This is a genomic window from Streptomyces sp. NPDC059003, assembly GCF_042740445.1.
In the GTDB taxonomy this organism is placed as follows: Bacteria; Actinomycetota; Actinomycetes; order Streptomycetales; family Streptomycetaceae; genus Streptomyces.
In genome coordinates this window covers 60,350-78,181 of sequence record NZ_JBHYJH010000019.1, presented here as the reverse complement: position 1 = coordinate 78,181, position 17,832 = coordinate 60,350, and the positions used below count along the sequence as shown (strand labels likewise).

Sequence of the window (17,832 nt, the reverse complement as noted above, 5' to 3'; positions counted from 1 at the left end):
GTCCTAGGGGCGGAGCCCCTAGTTTCGGGAAGGGGCGGGATTGGGGAGCCCCCGGCAGGGCGCCGAAACCTCAGCGGATCTCGATCGTGATCCTCGACCCCTTGGGGGCCGTATCGCCCCCGTCGACCGACTGGTCCTTCACCGTGTCGCCGAAGATCCCGAGCAGCCCCCGATGCTCCTTGACCTCGAAGCCCGCGTCCTCCAGCGCGTCCCTGGCCTCGCCGACCTTCATCCCCTCGACATCCGGCACCTCGACCATCGGCGGCCCCTTGGAGATCGTCAGCGTGACGGTGTCCCCCTTGGCGAGCGGCTGGTCCTCCTTGGCCGACTGCCGCGCGACGCTGCCCTTGTCCTCCTCGGAGGAGACCCGCTCCGAGGCGATCCGCACCTTCAGGCCCAGCCCCTCGAGCTCGTCGCGCGCGTCCGACTCGGACTCGCCGACGACGTCGACCATGTCGACGCGGACGCCCTTGCTGACGACGAGGGCGACGGCCGCGCCCGTCCTGCGGACTGTCCCGGGCTTCGGGTCGGAGCTGATCACTGCGCCCTTCTGGACGTCGTTGCTGAACTCCTTGGTGACCACGCCGGCGCCGAGCCCCAGGTCGTCGAGCTTGTCCTTCGCGTCGGACAGCGGCGTGCCCTTGAGGTTCGGCACCTTCACGGTCTCCGGGCCGAGGGACACGGTCAGCGTCACCTTGCCGTTCTGCCGGATGCGGTCGCCCACGCCGGGGTCCGTCGCCATGACCGTGCCGCGCTTGTCGGTGTCGCTGTAGGCGCGCTTGACCTTGCGGACGTCGAGCCCGGCGTCGTCGAGGCGGTCGCGGGCCTCCTTCTCGGTCTTGGTGAGGAGCGCCGGGACCTCCGTGAACTGGCCGGAGTTGATGTACCAGACGCCCGCTCCGAGCCCGAGGACCAGCAGGACGGCGGCTATCGCGGTGGTTATCCCGCGCCGCGCGGTCAGCCGCCGCCGGAGCCGGTCGCGCAGCGACGCGGGCGCCTGGGCCGAGTGCCGCGGCGGCTGCGGGGGCGGCTGTGGCGTACGCAGCACGCTGGTGCGGTTGAGCCCGTCCTGTGCGCTCGCGTCGGCGCCCTGCGGCGGCTCGTGCGTGGCGGCGGGCAGCGGCAGCTGCACCGAGCGCACCGCGCGCGGAATGACGCTCGTGCGGTCGTCGGAGTTGTCGTGGCCCTCGCCCTCCGACTGGCGCGCCTGCGGCGGCACGGCGTCCAACTGCTCGTCGGTCAGCGCGAACCGCGCCTGACGGAGCTGGGCGAGGAACGCCACCGCGTCGTGCGGGCGCAGGTCGGGCATGCGGGCGGTGGCCGACGCGACCAGCTCGTCGAGCTCGTAGGCGAGCCCCGGCACGGCGGCGGACGGCGGCGGCACGTCCTCGTTCAGGTGCTGGAAGAGGACCTGCGCGGGGGAGTCGCCGGTGTGCGGCTTGGCGCCGGTCAGCATCTCGTAGAGGACGACCCCGGACGCGTACACGTCCACGCGGGTGTCCGCCGTGCCGCGCTCGATCTGCTCGGGCGCGAGGTACGAGACGGTGCCGAGGACGGTGCCCGTCGTGTTCGTCACCGAGTCCACGGCCCGGACGAGACCGAAGTCGGCGACCTTGACGCGGCCGTCGTCCCCTATCAGGACGTTCTCCGGCTTCATGTCGCGGTGCACGAAACCGGCGCGGTGCGCGGCACCGAGCGCGGCGAGGACCGGCTCCAGGATGTCGAGCGCGGCCCGCGGGCGCAGCGCGCCGCGCTCGCGCAGGACGTCACGCAGGGTGCAGCCGGCGATGTACTCCATCGCCAGGTACACGTACGGGCCGTCGGTGCCCTGGTCGAAGACCCCCACCACGTTCGGGTGCGCGAGCCGGGCCACCGACTTGGCCTCGCGGATGAAGCGCTCCACGAACGAGGCGTCGGCCGCGAGCGTCGGATGCATCACCTTGAGCGCGAGCACGCGGTCGAGGCGGGTGTCCACGGCCCGGTAGACCGTGGCCATCCCGCCCACCGCGATGCGCCCGTCCACGCGATAGCGGCCGTCGAGCACCTGCCCGACGAGGGGGTCCTTGAGGGTCGTGTCCACGGAGGGAGTCTACGAGCCACCACCGACACCCTGGCCCTGGCGGGGGCGCCGGGGCCAGGACTGCAGCGCACCTGTGACCGACGGAGGAGGACCACGGGGGAGTACGGCTGGGTACGGGCGCGCGGGTGGGAGATCCCCGCCGCGAAGCGGCGGGCACGGAGGCTCATCCGCTCAGAAAGCCGGCCGCTCCGGATCAAGCACCGCCAAGCCCTCCGCAGGAGAAGAGGCCGAGGCGAAGTGCCGCCGAGGAATCCGCCCACCCAGATGGGCGAGGCGCCCCGCCAGAATCCCGTGCCGCATGGCTTCCGCCATCAGGACCGGCTCCTGCGCCCGCGTCACGGCCGACGCGAGCATCACCCCGGCGCACCCCAGCTCCATGGCGAGCGCCACGTCCGAGGCCGTGCCGGCGCCCGCGTCCAGGATCACCGGTACGCGCGCGTGCTCCACGATGAGCTGGAAGTTGTGCGGGTTGCGGATGCCGAGCCCGGAGCCGATGGGGGAGCCGAGCGGCATGACGGCCGCACAGCCGACGTCCTCCAGCTTCCGGGCGAGGACGGGGTCGTCGTTCGTGTACGGCAGGACCGTGAAGCCGTCGTCGACGAGGGTCTCCGCGGCGTCGAGGAGCTCCACGGGGTCGGGCAGGAGGGTGCGCTCGTCGGCTATCACTTCGAGCTTCACCAGGTCCGTGCCGAGTGCCTCGCGCGCGAGCCGCGCGGTCAGGACGGCCCCGCCCGCCGTGAAGCAGCCCGCCGTGTTGGGCAGCACACGGATGCCGAGCCGTTCGAGTACGGAGAGGACCGAGCCGTGGGTGCCGGGGTCGACGCGGCGCATCGCGACGGTGGTCAGCTCCGTCCCGGAGGCGATCAGGGACCGCTCGAGGACGTCGAGGCTGGGCGCGCCGCCCGTCCCCATGATCAGGCGTGAGGACAGCGTGAGGCCGCCGAGGACAAGGGGGTCGTCCGCCATGGTCGTCAGCCTCCCTGGACGGCGGTGAGGACCTCGACGCGGTCCCCGTCGCGGAGCGCGGTGGCGGCCCACTGCGCGCGCGGGACGACGGTTTCGTTGAGCGCGGCCGCGACGCCCGAACGCGCGCCGGTCAGCGCCGCGACGACGGCGTCGAGCGTGGTGCCCGCGGCCACGTCACGGGCTTCGCCGTTGACCGAGATGACAGAGACGGCAGAAGGCGTGGTCATGCGGACAGCTCCGAGACGTGCTTCGGGGACGGGTGCTTGGGGGACGCATGCTTCGGGGAGGGGCGCGCCGGGTTCGGGGCGGTGGCCGCGGTGAAGCGGGCGGGCGTGAACGGGCGGGCCTCGTCCGGCAGTTCACCGGTGGCCAGGGCGTGCGCCATGACGTCACCGGTGATCGGGGTCAGGAGCACGCCGTTGCGGTAGTGGCCGGTGGCCAGGTGCAGGCCGGGCAGCGCCGTGGGCCCGAGCAGCGGCGCGTTGTCCGGCGAGCCGGGGCGCAGGCCCGCGCGGGTCTCCGTGAGCGGCAGTTCCGTGATGCCGGGTACGAGCTCGTGGGCGTCGCGCAGGAGCTCGTACACGCCGCCCGCGGTGACCGTCGTGTCCCAGCCCAGCTCCTCGCTGGTCGCGCCCACGACGAGCTCGCCGCTGAGGCGCGGCACCAGGTAGACGTGGCTGCCGCGGACGACGGCGCGCACCGTGCGGCTCAGGAACGGTGCGTACCGCTCGGGCACCGTGAGCCGCAGGACCTGGCCCTTGACCGGCCGCACCGGCGGCAGGACGTCGTCGGGCACCCCCGCGAGCCGCCCGCTGAGGCTGCCCGCCGCGAGCACCGTCTGGCCGGCGGCGAGCGCGCTGCCGTCGTCGAGGACGACACCGGTGGCCCGGTCCCGCACCACGGAGAGACCCCGTGCCCACGCGCGCGTGAAGGCCACCCCGGCCCGCTCGCACGCCACCACGAGGGCCGCCGCGAGCCTGCGCGGGTCGACCTGGTGGTCGCCGTCGACGCGCAGGCCGCCGCGTACCCCCGGAGCGAGCATCGGCTCGAGGCGGCGGCACTCGCGGCCGTTCAGCCACTGCGAGTCGAGGCCCGACTGCCGCTGGAGGGCGTGCAGTTCGCGCAGGTGGGCGCGGTCGTCGGCGTCGAGCGCGACGGCGAGGGTGCCGCACGCGCGGTAGCCGATGTCGTGGCCGCTCGCCTCCGTCAGCTCGGCCGCGAAGTCCGGATAGCGGCGCGCGGACGCCAGATTGAGGCCGAGCAGGGTCTGCTCGCCGTAGTGCAGCTCGGTGACGGCGGCCAGCATGCCCGCGGCGACCTGCGCGGCGCCGCCGCCGGGTGCGGGGTCGACGACGGTGACCGTCAGGCCGCGCCGCGCGGCCCGCCAGGCGGTGACGAGTCCGATGAGGCCGCCCCCGACCACGAGGACGTCACTGGGCGGACCTTCTGGAGATGGTGGTTCCGTACGGGAACGCATGGGCGTCCAGCCCCTCCCTTCGCCGGCATGACCCGGATCAGGTTCGTACGGTCGGAGGCCGTCCAGCCTCCCTCTCAGCCCGGTGCGTCCGGGCTCCCGCGAGTGCTCTGCACCGGCCACCCTAGCCCGTCCCCCTGCGGCGAGTTAAGCCCGTCGTGTCCGGGCGGCGGGTGCCGCCCTACAGTTGATCGGGTGAGCGAGCAGCAGAAGCGGGTGCAGTCGGGGCGGGGCGTCGTGATCGTCGGCGCCGGGATGGCGGGGGTGCAGACGGCCGTGGCGCTGCGCGAGCAGGGGTTCGCGGGCGCGGTCACCCTGATCGGCGCGGAGCCGCACCAGCCGTACGACAGGCCGCCGCTGTCCAAGGCCGTGCTGCTCGGCAAGGCCGAGGGCTCCGCCTTCGACATCGACTTCGAGGCGCTCCGCATCGAACTCCGGCTCGGCGTCGACGTCACCGGCGTCCGCCCGGACGACCACGAGGTGGACACCGCGGCGGGGCCCGTGGCGTACGACAGCCTCGTCGTCGCGACCGGCGCGGAACCGATTCGCCTGCCCGGCTCCGACGGCGTCCCCGGAGTGCATCTGCTGCGCACCCTCGACGACGCCGAGCGGCTGCGCCCCGTGCTCGCCGAGCAGCACGACGTCGTGGTCGTCGGCGCGGGCTGGATCGGCGCCGAGTTCGCCACGGCCGCGCGCGACGCGGGCTGCGCCGTCACCGTCGTCGAGGCCGCCGAGCGCCCCCTCGCGGGCGCCCTGCCCGACGAGGTCGCGGCCCCCATGGCGGCCTGGTACGCGGACGCCGGTGCCGAACTGCGCACCCACGCGCGCGTGGCGCGGGTCGAGCCCGGCGCGGTCTTCCTCGACGACGGCACGCGGCTGCCCGCGGGCGCCGTCGTCGTCGGCATCGGCGCGCGGCCCGCGACCGCCTGGCTCGCGGACTCCGGCATCGCGCTCGGCGCCCACCGCGAGGTCGTCACCGACGACCACCTGCGCACCTCCGCGCCCGACGTGTACGCCGTCGGCGACTGCGCCTCCTTCCCGTCCGGGCGGTACGGCGAGCGCCTGCTCGTCCACCACTGGGACAACGCGGTCCAGGGCCCGCGCACGGTCGCCGCGAACATCGTCGGCGAGACCCCGACGGCGTACGACCCGGTGCCGTACTTCTGGTCCGAGCAGTTCGGCCGCTTCGTCCAGTACGCGGGCCACCACGCGGCCACCGACGACCTGATCTGGCGCGGCGACCCCACGACCCCCTCCTGGTCGGCCTGCTGGCTCCGCGACGGCGCCCTGGTGGCCCTCCTGGCGGTGGGCCGCCCCCGAGACCTGACCCAGGCCCGCAAACTCATCGAATCAGCCACCCCCCTGACCCCGGAACTGGTGGCAGACCCAACGGTCCCCCTGAAGAAGGCGATCAGGACCTGACCAGCCGCCCCCTGTGGGCGGCCGATCCGAGCCGCCCCCGCTGTGGGCGGCTGGTCCGCCCAGAGGGCGGATCCCGACCCTTAAAGGCAGCCCACGACCAGGGCAACCGGAATCAAGACGCCCAGGTAGTCCCACCCCCGGCCCACCCACCCCACGGCACCCCAAAAGCCCCACCTCCCCCCACCCCCGCTACCGGCCCCCGGCCAGAAATGGCACGCTTGATCCGTGACCGAGATTGACGCAAAGACCGATGCTCTCGTCCCCGCCTGGCTCCACCTCCCCGACATCGCCGAGATGCTCGACGTGGAGGTGACGCGCGTGCGGCAGCTGGTCAAGGAGGGCCAGCTGATCGCCGTGCGCCGAGGCGAGAACAGGACGCTTCAGGTACCGGCGGCCTTCATCGACGGCGACAAAGTCGTCAAGGGCCTGTCCGGCACGCTGACGCTCCTGCGTGACGATGGTTTCTCCGACGAAGAGGCCCTGGAGTGGCTCTTCACCCCCGACCCGACCCTGCCCGGCACCCCGGCGCAGGCCCTGAGCGAGAATCGCGGCACGGAGGTGAAGCGCCGCGCGCAGGCGCTCGCCGTCTGACCTGACCACCATCCGGCGTACGGGCCGCAGCACCCGCGGCCCGTACGCCACCGACACCCGGGGGGAACGCTCCATGGCCACCGAAACGGCGGGCGGCTCCGCACGCGCCCGGCTCGCGGACGCACGCCTCTACCTGTGCGTGGACGCGCGCAAGCGCCAGGGGGACCTCCCGGAGTTCCTGGACGCCGTCCTCGCGGGCGGCGTCGACATCGTGCAGCTGCGCGACAAGGGCATGGAGGCGGCGGAGGAGCTGGCGCACCTCCAGGTCTTCGCCGACGCCTGCCGCCGCCACGGCAAGCTCCTCGCCGTGAACGACCGCGCCGACGTCGCGCACGCCATCGGCTCCGACGTGCTGCACCTGGGCCAGGGCGACCTGCCGGTGCCCGCGGCCCGCGCCGTCCTCGGCGCGGACGTGCTCATCGGCCGCTCCACGCACGCCGAGGAGGAGGCCGCGGCGGCCGCCGCCCAGGACGGCGTGGACTACTTCTGCACGGGCCCGTGCTGGCCGACCCCCACGAAGCCGGGACGGCACGCACCGGGGCTCGGCCTGGTCCGGTACGCCGCGTCGCTCGGCACGGACCGCCCGTGGTTCGCGATCGGCGGCATCGACGCGGGCAATCTGGACGAGGTCCTCGAAGCGGGCGCCCGCCGCGTGGTCGTCGTCCGCGCGATCACGGAGGCCGGCGACCCGGGCGCCGCCGCGGCGGACCTGGCGAAGCGCCTGCGTACGGCCTGAACACCGGCCCTGCGGCCGTCTGGCACCGGCCCTGGCACCGGCCCCGCGGCCGCCGCGTGGAGGGCGTCACGCCCCCGCGTACGCACACCCGTGTGATCAATAACCCGGAAGTGTCCGAGTGCTGGACAATGGGCCGACTAAATGGACATATCACCTGTGCTTGGTTGGGGGACCGTCCCGGCCTGGCTAACCTGCCGGTATGGCCCTAGGCACTGCTTCCACCAGGACTGACCGCGCACGCACCGTGCGCGACATGCTCGCGACCGGCAAGACCACGTACTCGTTCGAGTTCTCGGCGCCGAAGACCCCCAAGGGCGAGCGGAACCTGTGGAACTCGCTGCGCAGGATCGAGGCCGTCGCGCCGAGCTTCGTCTCCGTGACGTACGGGGCCGGCGGCTCCACGCGCGCGGGCACGGTGAAGGAGACGCAGCAGATCGTCGCCGACTCGACGCTGACGCCGGTCGCCCACCTCACCGCCGTCGACCACTCCGTCGCCGAGCTGCGCAACATCATCGGGCAGTACGCGGACGCGGGCATCCGGAACATGCTCGCGGTGCGCGGCGACCCGCCCGGCGACCCGATGGGCGAGTGGGTCAAGCACCCCGAGGGGCTGACCTACGCCGCCGAACTGGTCCGGCTCATCAAGGAGTCCGGCGACTTCTGCGTGGGCGTCGCCGCGTTCCCCGCGATGCACCCGCGCTCGGAGGACTGGGAGTCCGACGTCCGGCACTTCATCGACAAGTGCCGCGCGGGCGCGGACTACGCGATCACGCAGATGTTCTTCCACCCGGAGGAGTACCTGCGCCTGCGCGACCGCGTCGCGGCGGGCGGCTGCGAGACGCCGATCATCCCCGAGGTCATGCCCGTCACGAACGTCCGCCAGCTGGAGCGGCTTCCGCAGCTCAGCAACGCGGACTTCCCGCCCGAGCTCAAAGAACGGATCCTCGCGGTCAAGGACGATCCGGCGGCTGTACGCTCCATTGGGATCGAGTTCGCGACGGAGTTCTGCGCGCGGCTCCTTGCCGAGGGCGTGCCGGGGCTGCACTTCATCACGCTGAACAACTCCACGGCGACGCTGGAGATCTACGAGAACCTGGGCCTGCACCACCAGCAGGCCTGACCGGTCGTACCCGCGGGGCGACGGCCGCGAGGGGAGAGGGGCGTACGTGGGCTGGACGGTCCTCTACATCGCGTTCGGCGTGGTCGCGCTGTGGCTGCTCGGCGAGGTGCTGCTGCAGTACAAGGCGCGGCTGCGCTGGCGGCTGCTCGCGTTCGGCGGCTTCCTCGGCGTGGTCGTCGGCGTCGTGCTGCCGTCGGTCGTGGTCATCGCGCTCGGCGCGGTCGCCTTCGCGGCCGGGCAGACCTATGTGACCCTGTCGTTCCGGCGCGGCTTCGCCCAGGGCTGGGCGCTCCGTGGAAAGCCCGGTGCGAAAAAGCCCGGCGCGAGCAGGCGCCGCAAGGCGGGCTCCGCGCCCGCGCAGCCGACCCTCCAGGTCTCGGGAGTCGAGTACGGCGCGGAGCCGGGGGCACCGGACGCCCTGGACGCGACGACCACCATGGAACCGCTGGCGTCCGGCCAGGGCACCCACGAACCCGAGCCCCTGCCCGACGACACCGGCCAGTACGGCGTGTACAGCGACGCTCCGTACGCACCGCCCGCGGCCGGGGACGACTACGCCTTCGACAGCTACGCCGCCGCGTACGGCCAGCCGGGCGCGCAGGGCGAGGAGCAGCTGAACTTCGGGTACGGCGACACGGGCGAGCAGCGGTACGCCGCGTACTCCGACCCGTACATCGGCCCGCAGACCTATGGCGCCCAGGAGGCGTACGCGCCCTACGGAGGGGACACGTACGGCGGCGAGCCCTACCAGGACACGCCGCCCGGCGGCGTCTGGGTCCCGCACCAGCGCACCGGCGACACCACCCCGTACGGCGGCGAGCCGCTGCCCGAGCAGCCGCCCTATACGCCCTCCGCGGGCGGCGACGGCGCACAGGAGCCGGGCAATGTGTTCGGCTACGACGCGCCTTACGACGGCGAGCAGCAGTACCGCTACTGACCCCCGAGGAGCAGTACCGCTACCGGCCCCCGAAGGGCAGCGGCGGTACTGACCCCGGGGCGGGGCCGCGGCTCACTGGGAGCCGCGGAACTCCGGGCCCTCCACGATCAGTCCGGCCACCAGCGTGCCGGACATGCCCGCGTGCGGCAGGCCGCCGCCCGGGTGCGCCCAGCCGCCGACCGCGAACAGGCCTTCCACGCGCGTGCTGTTGGCCGGGTGCAGCCGTCGGCCGTCTCCCGCCGCGAGCGACGGCGCGGGCACCGCACCGCCGTCGGCGCCGGTGGCCTCCGCGACGTCCGCGGGCGTGCGGACCTCGTGCCACAGGAGGCGGTCGCCGAGGCCCGGGAGCGCGGACCCGGCGCGGTCGACGAGGCGCCGCACGTCGGCGTCGGTGACGTCCGTGCCCGCGGGGACCGTCGCGGTCAGCGTGACGGCTTCGTGGTCCGCGTCCGGCGTGGTGGTCGGGTCGTCCGGGCGCAGCACCGTGAGCGTCGACGCCGCCGGGAGCCCGGGGCGGGCGCCGAAGATCCGGTCGAGCTCGGCCTCGCGGTCGGGCGTGTGCAGCACCGTCCGGTGCGGCGTGCCCTCCGGGCGGGCGCCGCGCAGGGCGAGCAGGACGGTGAGGCGGCTGGGCAGGCCGGACTGCGGGGGGACCTCGTCGGCGGCGCGTACGTCCGCTTCGGGCAGCAGGCGGTCCAGTGCGCCCGGCGCGACACCGGCCACCACGAAGTCCGCGTCCACGACGGTTCCGTCCGTCAGCTCGACGCCCGCGGCGCGGCCGTCCTTCGTCACGACCCGCGTGACCGCGGAACCGAAGGCGAACTCGACCCTGCGGGCCAGACACCGCTCGTACACCGCCGTCGCGAGGGCGCGCATACCGCCGCGCACCGACCAGGTCCCGAAGGTCTGCTCCAGATACGGCAGGACGGCGGCGCTCGCCGGGGCCGTGCGCGGATCCAGGCCGTGCGCCAGGGCGAAGTGGCCGAGCAGCGCGCACAGGCGGGGCTCGCCGTCCAGCTCGAACGCGCCGATCTCCGCCAGCGTGGCCGCGCGCTGCTCGCGGCGCAGCAGGCGGCGCCGGGCGACCGAGGGGTAGGGCTCGCGCTCGGCGAGGACCTGCCAGTTCGGCCACAGGGGCTCTTCCAGGAGGGGGCGGCGGGTGCGGTCCCAGGCCTCCCGCGCGCGGTTCATGAACCCCGACCAGCGGGCCCCCGCCCCGGCGCCGAGGGCGGCGTCCAGGGCCTCGCTCACGCCCGCGCGCGAGGCGTTCGGCAGGTCGACCGCCGTGCCGTCCGCGAACACATGGCGGACGGCGGGCTCGACCTGGGACAGCTCGACGCAGTCCTCCAGGGGCTGCTTGCCCGTCTTCACGAACAGGTCGCGGTAGACCGCGGGCAGGTGCAGCAGGGCCGGGCCCGTGTCGAAGGCGAAGCCGTCCCGCTCCACGCGGCCGAGCGCGCCGCCGTACGTCGTCGCCCGCTCGTGCACCACCACCCGGTGGCCCGCGACGGCCAGCCGGGCGGCGGCCGCCATCGCGCCCATCCCGGCGCCGATCACCACAATCCGTGCCATGCCAGGGACTTTATCGGCCGCCACTGACAGCGCCGTCGGCCACCCGGTCCCACCGCCTCTCAGTCCGGCAGCCGCCCCACCGAGGCCGCGAGGCGGCGCTCCTCGCGGCGCTGCGCCCTGCGCCGCCGGAACCGCCGGATCCGGGACGCGAGGAACAGCAGCAGCACCAGGCCGACGATCAGCAGGACGCCCGCGATGACGGCCGCGGCCCCGGGATGGAACATCGCGAACGTCACGATCCCGCCGACGCCGAGGTCCTCCGCCGTGCTCACGATCGCGTTGCTGAACGGCTCCGGCGAGGTGTTCACCGCCATCCGCGTCCCCGCCTTGACGGCGTGGCTCGCCAGGGCCGTCGACCCGCCGATCGCGCCCGCCGCGACGTCCGACAGGGAGCCGCTCTGCCCGGCGAGCAGCGCACCCACCCAGGCGCCGGCCGCCGGCCGGACGACGGTGTGCACGGTGTCCCACAGCGAGTCGACGTACGGAATCTTGTCGGCGACGGCCTCACAGGCGAACAGGACGCCCGCGGCGATCAGCACCCCGGGGCTCTGGAGCGACTCGGGCACGTCGTCGGAGAGCCCCGTCGCTCCGAAGACACCGAGCAGCAGGACCACCGCATAGGCGTTGATCCCGCTGGCCCAGCCACTGGTGAACACCAGGGGAAGAACACTCACTGTGGCTCCTACCTGCGAAAACCAGGGGTTAGGAGACCCCGGAGTCAGCACAAGTCAGCACGGTGATTCCGATCATGCCGCAGTCAGCACGCCATCGAGCACTGAGACGGCCGTGTCTACGGCATCCGGAGTCAGATGGCCGTACGTGTCGGCCGTCTCCTGGATGCTGGCGTGTCCCAGCCACCGGGACACCGACAGCAGAGGCAACCCGTTGAGGAGACACGTGCTGGCGAAGTAGTGGCGCAGGTCGTGAGGCGTCCACCGGGTCTTGCCCTCAGAGGTACGGGGAACGGCCTTGTACCAGTCTTCTCGGTACCAGTCAGGGTGAACCAGCGCTCCGGCCTTGGTACGGATCAGACGGCCGTCCTCAGCCGTGCCGAACCGCTTCACATGCCACTGGACGTGATTCCAGACCAGCGTGGGAACGGGCACGTCTCGCCAGTCGCCCTCTTCACGGTGCTTCAGCGGGACGAGAGCGGCGGTGAGCTTCCCGGCATCGTTCCTGACCTTCTGCACCTGCCTGCGGATGCGCAGAACCCTGGTACCGGCAACGGTGCGGAAGTCGGAGGCGCGTACGGCCATGGCCTCGCCGATGCGGAGCCCGCACCCGGCCATGAGCCAGATGCCCACGGCGTTCTCGGGCTTCATGCCCCGTGCGATGCGGGATACGTCGCCGAAGGTGGGAAGCTCCGTCTCGTCCACAGCCTTGGGAGGCATCTTCGGCAGTACGGCGGTGTCGAAGGGAGACACAGTGATCCGCTTGTCCCTGACCGCTTGTCGGAACATGCCTTGTACGGGCCGAGTAACCGCGTAGAACGTCGCCACGGACAGCCCGCCGCTCTTCATCGTGGCCGCTATTCGCTCTATGTCGGCGGCTACCACGTTGGCCAGGCTCTTACGGCCGATCACGGGAGCCAGATGCCGCTCAAAGCTCTTCTCGTTGCGGTATGAGGTCGTCACCTTCACGTGGCGCCGTTCCTGGTACTCCGCCCAGTAGGCGCGACACGTGATCTTCCCTGCGTCGGGGTCGATGTAGACGTGTTCATGCTTGTCGTTCTCAACCTTGACGCCGTAATCCTCGGCCTGCTTCTTCGTCGGGAACGTCTTCTCCCGCTGACGGCCGGAGCGCCCGCCCGGCTCTCTGTAGCGGACGGTCCAGGCGTGTCCGCATCTCGCTTTGGTACAGGGGTTCTCCGTGGCCTTCTTGCACTTCTGGAAGACAGTTGCCACTGGTTCCGTTACTCCTCTTCTGTTGACGTCTCCTGTGCCGTCCCCGCCGGAGAGTCGACGATGGTCATCCGTTCGCCACCCGGGACGACCCGGATAAGGATCTCGGAGGCCTTGCGAGTGAGCGCCCCACCAGCACGCCCCGGGGCCCCTGTGAGCAGACCTCTCTTCCTCGCCTGCCAGAGATGACCCTTGACTGTCGACTCGCTTTTGCCGACACGTTCGGCAAGGTGCGCCAATGGGCCTTTGCCCCCGCCACTCAGGTAGCTGAGGTACGCACTGGCCAGCGTGGCCAGGTACTCATCCGTCACCCCCTGAGCCAGAGCCTTCCTGAGACGTTCGGTACGCCCTGCCTCGTACTCCTCGCGAACCTGGGCCCGCATCTCAGAGACCGCCACCTTGGCGCGCAGCCGCTCGACCGCTTCCTTGAAGTCGATCTCACGCAACACGGTGGAACTGATGCCACCCAGGGGGCAGCTCTCCCCATCCTTAGGCCGCACCAAGAGAGCAGCGGGCCCGCCCTGAGTCACCCCCTCCGGCCACTGCATCTCGACCACCCAGGGGCCGATCTCCTGCGCGACGACGGGGCCGCCTTGCTCTCCTTGCTGCTCACTCACGAGGCGAAGCTAGCACGTCCAACCTGTTTGGCAAACCTGGTTGACCCAGTGGGTTGATGCGCGTACTCCTGGAGGCAGCCGGACAGCAACGGGCGGAGAAGCCGCCCACTGGATGGCCATGGGGAGGGAACGTTGCACAAGCTCATGACGCTGGATGACGTCGCGGCACACCTGGGGAAGCCGCGCTCTTGGGTCTATGGGAACTGGCGCAGGGAGGAGATTCCGTTCCGCAAGGTGGGCCAAGCGCTGCGATGCCGACCGGAAGACCTGGACAGGTGGCTGGACGCGCAGGGGGCGGAGTGAGCTATCGGTTCGCCAAGATGTACCGGCCGGAGCATCACAACCCCTCCATCGGGGACCCTGGCCTGCACCTTGAACTGCGCATGTGGCTCTTGGCGGTCGACCGCATGCAACGCGGAGGCCACGCGCCCTTGGGCTCCGGAGAACTGGAGCTAATCCTGGCCAAGGACGATGGCAGCCCCTACAGCCCGAGCCGTTACCGACAGGCCAGATGCAGCCTGATCAGGGCGGGGCTGTTCGCGCCGTCGGCCTCAGCGCGTTGCCTGCTCATCCCGTGCACGGTTGCCTCCATGGACGCCCCGTCAGGGAGGAAGCGGGAGGAGTGCGCCACGCACCACCACAACATCCCCTGGGATGGTCAGCTCGGCGACTGGCTGTTCACAACCCCGGAGCGGACCCGCAGATGGGAGGCCGAGTGCGACAACATCAGCAAGGGCGGCAGCTCGTTCCCCACCAGCGAGTGGGCACGATCGGTGCGCCTGCGAGCCGAGGCGAGCGTTAACGGATCGGGCCCCTCGGCGGCTTGATACCAAGGGGCGACACTACGCCCCTTCTTGAATAAGCGTGGTCGCCCCCCTTGCGGGGCGATCCTCAGCCGGTTCCAGATATAGATATCAATAGAAGACTGTTTCCCCTTGAAGGGGTAGTCATTGTTGGATAGTTAAATCCTCCTCCCCTTAAGGGAGAGTAAGTGAATTTGATGTCTAGAAAGTAATTACACTCCCCTCCTTGAGGGAGGGGGCACTTCACTGCTGAAGAGAGGAAACTTCAACCCACCCTTAGGGGGTGGGGAGTTAGATTGATCAGTCATCTGGCGGGGGGCGCAGCCCCTCGCCTCATAAGCGATGCACGTATGCTTTGGTCAGTTCCGGACTCTGATGTGGCGAAGGTGGCAAAGGAACGGCGCCCCGCGCTTCGATCGACTGCCCTGTCGTCGTCGAGCTGCTGTAGCTCGGGCCGTGAGGACCAACTCCAGACCCTGAGCTCGACCTGGAACAGCACTGCTATGGATCTTGGTGTATAATCCCTGGGCTGTGGACAACTTCGTCACCCGGATGAACCACATCGCCTGACTCCTGAGATGCCAGATGGCAGCCCCAGGAGCAGCCTGGCGAAGGTGCGCCGTGTCCATTCCGGCGTCATCTCCGCGCCTCCGCTGCACTTCACGGCGGAGGCTGACAGGCAGGAAGTCACGCCATGGCAGATGAGAAGGAACAGCCGACCACTCGTTCGACCCCCTTCGCGGCCGCCGACGAGCAGAAGCAGAAGTCCTCAGCACGGTCGTCCGCGCAGGGCGAGGTCGCCAGCGACGAAGATATCGACGCAGACGAGAGAGAAAACTCCGACATCTCTTAGTAGCGGAACTCCCTCAAGGTCCCGGCACTCGTTACGGTGCCGGGGTCTTCTGCTGTCCTGATACTTGAAGAGATCCATCAATCAACATCCCCCACCTTCAGGGGTGGGGTTGGATCAGAGCTACCGTCCCCACCCTGCGGGCGGGGCTGCTTTCGATGTCGTCGGCCGGGGTATATAACCCCGGCCGTCATCAATAATGTACGTGTCCTATCGCTGACATCTGGACACTGCTGTGATGCAGGCAACAAGCTAACTTCCGAAACCCGTACACGGTGACCGGACGGCTCCCCTGCGGTCCTCGCGGGGCCAAGGCATGAGGAATTACCCCCGTGGCGCACGGCTCATGACGGTCGCGAGAGGTCTCAAAAACCATCGTTTGTGAGACGTCGGGCCAAGGCCAGAGCCGCACCCGTTTCGCCCCGCCTGACGCGTCTCGAAACCCGTCTCAAAACGGCTTGTCTCCGCCTTTGTTGTGAGACGCCTTTGTGAGACGTTGACGGCATGACAGCGCCTACGGCCCCGGCCGCCCTCGTTGAACGTCACGACTGCCCGAAGTGCGGCGCACCGGCCGGAAGCCCGTGCCGGACCACCAGCGGGAAGGTAGCCACCAGCTACCACACAGGGCGCTTCACCCTGGTGCCATCCCTGAAGACCGATCTGGAGATCAAGACTCCAGCCGACCGCAGCCCCGGCAAACCCTGGACCGAAGCCGCTCCCGTCTCGATCTGCCAGCCAGCGGATACAGGCATGGCCATCCGCATCGGCTACGCCCGCTGCTCCACTGTCGGGCAGGAGCTACAGAGCCAGTTGGATGCGCTGGAGCGCGCCCACTGCAAACGGATCTTCTCCGAGAAGGTCAGCACCCGGGTCAAGGTCCGTCTAGAGCTGGAGAAAGCCCTGTCCCTGGCCCGGGAGATCAAGGGAGCAGCACCTGATCAAGCTGTGGTCTTGGTGGCGCATGAGATGAAGCGGCTGGCTCGATCGGCTGTGGAGCTGATGACCCTGGCATCCGCTCTTCAGACTGAGGGCATCCAGCTAGAGCTCCTCTCCGGCCCTCTCCAGGGCCTCTACGACCCGAACGGTGCCGGGGCCATCGTGTTCGCCGTCCTGGCCGTCGGCGCCGAAGTGGAGAGGGAAGGCATCCGGGAGAAGACCCTGGAAGGGCTGGATGCGGCGGCACGCCTTGGCAACCATGGCGGACGGCCCACCGTGATCACAGACGACATGCTTGCCGTCGCCCGTGCCAGGAGGGCCAAGGGGGAGGGCGTCACTACCATCGCCAAGGCTCTCGGGGTATCCAGGGCGACTCTGTACCGACACATCGAGGAGTGATGCTCCGTTCGCTGTGAGGCCCGAGTCGACTGATCGAGCAACACGGCACAAGGCCCCCGCCGATCATGAGCGGGGGCCTCGCTAGTGCTCTCAAGGTGGTGGTAGTGCACCGCCCCTGTGGGTGGACGAACGGCCGGGGCCTGCTCCAGCTATGCGCGCCGACGGCGACGGTCAGGTCGAACTCCGTCAGTGCCGCACCAGCCGCAGGGCACCGTGTAGAGCGTTCCGTCAGTGCCAACGAACGCCTTGGTGCGGAAGCCTGCGCACATCCCGCAGCGACGCATTCCCTGGCTTGCCGCGTCCACCCGTGTCCTGGTCAGGAGTTCTACCGCTGCCGCGTACTTGGGGTTGATCCACTCCATGACATTCCTCCTGACGCTCACCTGGAGAGTAGGAGCCACGGCCCATCGGCGTCAGCTAGTTGCTCTTTCCGTCTCCGTTTCCGCCACCGTCGAAGCACGAAGCACAGTTCTTGGGAGTGTGCTCGCACTCTGCGGCCACGGAAATGCTCGGGTCGGTCGGAGCGAGCCAGAGCGTCCGGTCGACGTCGAACCCGGCCTTCACGATCAGTGCCTGGGTGCGGCCCAGCTCTTGCGGACTGTGCCGTGACGGGTCCGGCCGCTCGGGCGTGTGGTGGATGAACCGCCCCAGGCGCTTGCACAGGGCCCTGTAGGTGGCTGTGTGCAGGATGAGAGCGTGCCACCCCTCATCCACGACTCGGGAGGGCCTCAGCCGTGCGCCGGGGTGCTTGGCACAGGCAGCCACGAACTTGAGGGCTTCCTCCACGATCTGCTCGGCGATCCCCGGGTCCATGCCCTTGTTGTTGCCGATCACCGTCTCTGTGACGGCCTCGAACTGCAGGGAGCTGATGAGCTCCCTGGCGGGTGTTGCACTCGGTTCCAGTGCCGTGCTTGCCTGCATGTGTCCTCCAACCCGGTTGGATGGGACACCCCAGCGGGCCGTACTTGGCCGTGCGCCCGCTGGGACGTCAGTGCCTTCTTCGGCCTCTTCCTAGCGGCGGCCTCCGTCCTTTCTGCTCCGGTCGTTGGCCTTCTTGACCTTCTCCGACAAGTCGCCCGGGTCCCCCTTCGGCTTCTTGTTGTCGTCGCTCATGCAGGAACCCCGCATCCTTCCAGCGCCTTGGCCAGCCGCTCAGCGGTGGCGACGTTGACCATCCCGAGGTCGATCAGAGGGACCACCCCGGCCGTGTCGACCCGCAGTGAGCGAAGCTCAATTCCCTCCGCCTCCAAAGCGGCGCACAGTCGGATCTGTACGCGCGAAGCCTGTTCGTACGCTGCGTCCTCGCTGCTACTCATGGGGCGATCGTGGATCCCCCGGCCGGACGTATCTCCCCCTGCGTCAGGGACAGTTGTGCCTTTCGGCGCTACGGTCTGAGAAGGCCCAAACGTCCATGCTCAGGGGGTTGAC

Annotated in this window: 19 protein-coding genes and 1 riboswitch; of the genes, 9 read left to right on the top strand and 10 right to left on the bottom strand. The window is 70.5% G+C overall.

The annotated features are described in order from the left end of the window. Positions 1-70 precede the first annotated feature (70 nt). From pknB to thiO, 4 genes are all read right to left on the bottom strand, one after another. Entirely contained in the window at positions 71-2,080 is a 2,010-nt protein-coding gene (gene pknB / locus ACFWZ5_RS10890) for a Stk1 family PASTA domain-containing Ser/Thr kinase (protein ID WP_384805772.1), read from the bottom strand. Between the two features lie 171 nt (positions 2,081-2,251). Beyond that, a complete protein-coding gene (locus tag ACFWZ5_RS10885; RefSeq protein WP_384805770.1) occupies positions 2,252-3,046 on the bottom strand; it encodes a thiazole synthase in 795 nt (264 codons plus the stop codon). 5 nt (positions 3,047-3,051) lie between these two features. Beyond that, positions 3,052-3,273, bottom strand: coding sequence for a sulfur carrier protein ThiS (thiS, locus tag ACFWZ5_RS10880; protein WP_384805768.1), 222 nt, complete (start codon positions 3,271-3,273; stop codon positions 3,052-3,054). Then, positions 3,270-4,523, bottom strand: a complete 1,254-nt coding sequence (gene thiO / locus ACFWZ5_RS10875; RefSeq protein ID WP_384805766.1) for a glycine oxidase ThiO — start codon at positions 4,521-4,523, stop codon at positions 3,270-3,272. The genes thiS and thiO overlap by 4 nt, the downstream gene beginning before the upstream one ends. Then, positions 4,521-4,633, bottom strand: a riboswitch (TPP riboswitch). It overlaps the preceding gene by 3 nt. A 142-nt stretch (positions 4,634-4,775) precedes the next feature. Between thiO and ACFWZ5_RS10870 the strand changes: the two genes are divergently transcribed. The 5 genes from ACFWZ5_RS10870 to ACFWZ5_RS10850 all read left to right on the top strand — a co-directional run bounded on the left by ACFWZ5_RS10870 (position 4,776) and on the right by ACFWZ5_RS10850 (position 9,326). Further along, positions 4,776-5,942 carry an NAD(P)/FAD-dependent oxidoreductase gene (locus tag ACFWZ5_RS10870; protein WP_384805774.1) on the top strand — a complete coding sequence of 389 codons (1,167 nt, stop codon included), beginning with the start codon at positions 4,776-4,778 and terminating at the stop codon, positions 5,940-5,942. Between the two features lie 225 nt (positions 5,943-6,167). Continuing rightward, complete coding sequence (locus tag ACFWZ5_RS10865) at positions 6,168-6,533, top strand: Rv2175c family DNA-binding protein (RefSeq protein ID WP_384890637.1); 366 nt, start codon at positions 6,168-6,170, stop codon at positions 6,531-6,533. A 73-nt stretch (positions 6,534-6,606) separates the two neighbouring features. Then, on the top strand, positions 6,607-7,269 hold the full coding sequence (gene thiE, locus ACFWZ5_RS10860; protein ID WP_384890634.1) for a thiamine phosphate synthase: 663 nt from the start codon (positions 6,607-6,609) through the stop codon (positions 7,267-7,269). Between the two features lie 199 nt (positions 7,270-7,468). After that, complete coding sequence (gene metF, locus ACFWZ5_RS10855) at positions 7,469-8,389, top strand: methylenetetrahydrofolate reductase [NAD(P)H] (protein WP_384800164.1); 921 nt, start codon at positions 7,469-7,471, stop codon at positions 8,387-8,389. A 46-nt stretch (positions 8,390-8,435) separates the two neighbouring features. After that, the gene (locus ACFWZ5_RS10850) at positions 8,436-9,326 is read left to right on the top strand and encodes a hypothetical protein (protein WP_384800161.1); all 891 of its coding nucleotides are present in this window, start codon (positions 8,436-8,438) and stop codon (positions 9,324-9,326) included. A 72-nt stretch (positions 9,327-9,398) separates the two neighbouring features. On the opposite strand, the gene ACFWZ5_RS10845 is transcribed toward ACFWZ5_RS10850, so the two are convergent. From ACFWZ5_RS10845 to ACFWZ5_RS10830, 4 genes are all read right to left on the bottom strand, one after another. Further along, positions 9,399-10,898, bottom strand: coding sequence for a phytoene desaturase family protein (locus tag ACFWZ5_RS10845; RefSeq protein WP_384800158.1), 1,500 nt, complete (start codon positions 10,896-10,898; stop codon positions 9,399-9,401). Positions 10,899-10,957: 59 nt separating this feature from the next. Further along, entirely contained in the window at positions 10,958-11,572 is a 615-nt protein-coding gene (locus tag ACFWZ5_RS10840; RefSeq protein WP_384800155.1) for a DUF4126 domain-containing protein, read from the bottom strand. Positions 11,573-11,644: 72 nt separating this feature from the next. Next, the gene (locus ACFWZ5_RS10835; protein WP_384800152.1) at positions 11,645-12,802 is read right to left on the bottom strand and encodes a tyrosine-type recombinase/integrase; all 1,158 of its coding nucleotides are present in this window, start codon (positions 12,800-12,802) and stop codon (positions 11,645-11,647) included. A gap of 8 nt (positions 12,803-12,810) precedes the next feature. Next, the gene (locus ACFWZ5_RS10830) at positions 12,811-13,416 is read right to left on the bottom strand and encodes a hypothetical protein (RefSeq protein WP_384800149.1); all 606 of its coding nucleotides are present in this window, start codon (positions 13,414-13,416) and stop codon (positions 12,811-12,813) included. A gap of 144 nt (positions 13,417-13,560) precedes the next feature. Between ACFWZ5_RS10830 and ACFWZ5_RS10825 the strand changes: the two genes are divergently transcribed. From ACFWZ5_RS10825 to ACFWZ5_RS10810, 4 genes are all read left to right on the top strand, one after another. Beyond that, a complete protein-coding gene (locus ACFWZ5_RS10825; protein ID WP_384800169.1) occupies positions 13,561-13,719 on the top strand; it encodes a helix-turn-helix domain-containing protein in 159 nt (52 codons plus the stop codon). A 287-nt stretch (positions 13,720-14,006) separates the two neighbouring features. Continuing rightward, on the top strand, positions 14,007-14,243 hold the full coding sequence (locus ACFWZ5_RS10820) for a hypothetical protein (RefSeq protein ID WP_384800146.1): 237 nt from the start codon (positions 14,007-14,009) through the stop codon (positions 14,241-14,243). 670 nt (positions 14,244-14,913) lie between these two features. Next, a complete protein-coding gene (locus ACFWZ5_RS10815) occupies positions 14,914-15,072 on the top strand; it encodes a hypothetical protein (protein ID WP_384800143.1) in 159 nt (52 codons plus the stop codon). A 747-nt stretch (positions 15,073-15,819) separates the two neighbouring features. Next, entirely contained in the window at positions 15,820-16,404 is a 585-nt protein-coding gene (locus ACFWZ5_RS10810; protein WP_384800140.1) for a recombinase family protein, read from the top strand. A 417-nt stretch (positions 16,405-16,821) separates the two neighbouring features. On the opposite strand, the gene ACFWZ5_RS10805 is transcribed toward ACFWZ5_RS10810, so the two are convergent. Together ACFWZ5_RS10805 and ACFWZ5_RS10800 are read right to left on the bottom strand one after the other, a co-directional pair. Beyond that, positions 16,822-17,325 (bottom strand): glycine-rich domain-containing protein, encoded by a 504-nt coding sequence (locus ACFWZ5_RS10805; protein ID WP_384800137.1) that lies wholly within the window; start codon positions 17,323-17,325, stop codon positions 16,822-16,824. A gap of 188 nt (positions 17,326-17,513) precedes the next feature. Further along, positions 17,514-17,720: a hypothetical protein gene (locus ACFWZ5_RS10800; protein ID WP_384800134.1), complete on the bottom strand. Its 207-nt coding sequence runs from the start codon at positions 17,718-17,720 to the stop codon at positions 17,514-17,516. Positions 17,721-17,832 lie beyond the last annotated feature (112 nt).

What these genes read in the sequence shown, in the direction of transcription:
- ACFWZ5_RS10885 (WP_384805770.1), bottom strand. Translation starts at nt 3,046, where the DNA reads ATGGCGGACGACCCCCTTGTCCTCGGCGGCCTCACGCTGTCCTCACGC.
- thiS (WP_384805768.1), bottom strand. Translation starts at nt 3,273, where the DNA reads ATGACCACGCCTTCTGCCGTCTCTGTCATCTCGGTCAACGGCGAAGCC.
- thiO (WP_384805766.1), bottom strand. Translation starts at nt 4,523, where the DNA reads ATGCGTTCCCGTACGGAACCACCATCTCCAGAAGGTCCGCCCAGTGAC.
- ACFWZ5_RS10870 (WP_384805774.1), top strand. Translation starts at nt 4,776, where the DNA reads ATGGCGGGGGTGCAGACGGCCGTGGCGCTGCGCGAGCAGGGGTTCGCG.
- thiE (WP_384890634.1), top strand. Translation starts at nt 6,607, where the DNA reads ATGGCCACCGAAACGGCGGGCGGCTCCGCACGCGCCCGGCTCGCGGAC.
- metF (WP_384800164.1), top strand. Translation starts at nt 7,469, where the DNA reads ATGGCCCTAGGCACTGCTTCCACCAGGACTGACCGCGCACGCACCGTG.
- ACFWZ5_RS10845 (WP_384800158.1), bottom strand. Translation starts at nt 10,898, where the DNA reads ATGGCACGGATTGTGGTGATCGGCGCCGGGATGGGCGCGATGGCGGCC.
- ACFWZ5_RS10825 (WP_384800169.1), top strand. Translation starts at nt 13,561, where the DNA reads ATGACGCTGGATGACGTCGCGGCACACCTGGGGAAGCCGCGCTCTTGG.
- ACFWZ5_RS10820 (WP_384800146.1), top strand. Translation starts at nt 14,007, where the DNA reads ATGGACGCCCCGTCAGGGAGGAAGCGGGAGGAGTGCGCCACGCACCAC.
- ACFWZ5_RS10815 (WP_384800143.1), top strand. Translation starts at nt 14,914, where the DNA reads ATGGCAGATGAGAAGGAACAGCCGACCACTCGTTCGACCCCCTTCGCG.
- ACFWZ5_RS10810 (WP_384800140.1), top strand. Translation starts at nt 15,820, where the DNA reads ATGGCCATCCGCATCGGCTACGCCCGCTGCTCCACTGTCGGGCAGGAG.
- ACFWZ5_RS10805 (WP_384800137.1), bottom strand. Translation starts at nt 17,325, where the DNA reads ATGCAGGCAAGCACGGCACTGGAACCGAGTGCAACACCCGCCAGGGAG.
- ACFWZ5_RS10800 (WP_384800134.1), bottom strand. Translation starts at nt 17,720, where the DNA reads ATGAGTAGCAGCGAGGACGCAGCGTACGAACAGGCTTCGCGCGTACAG.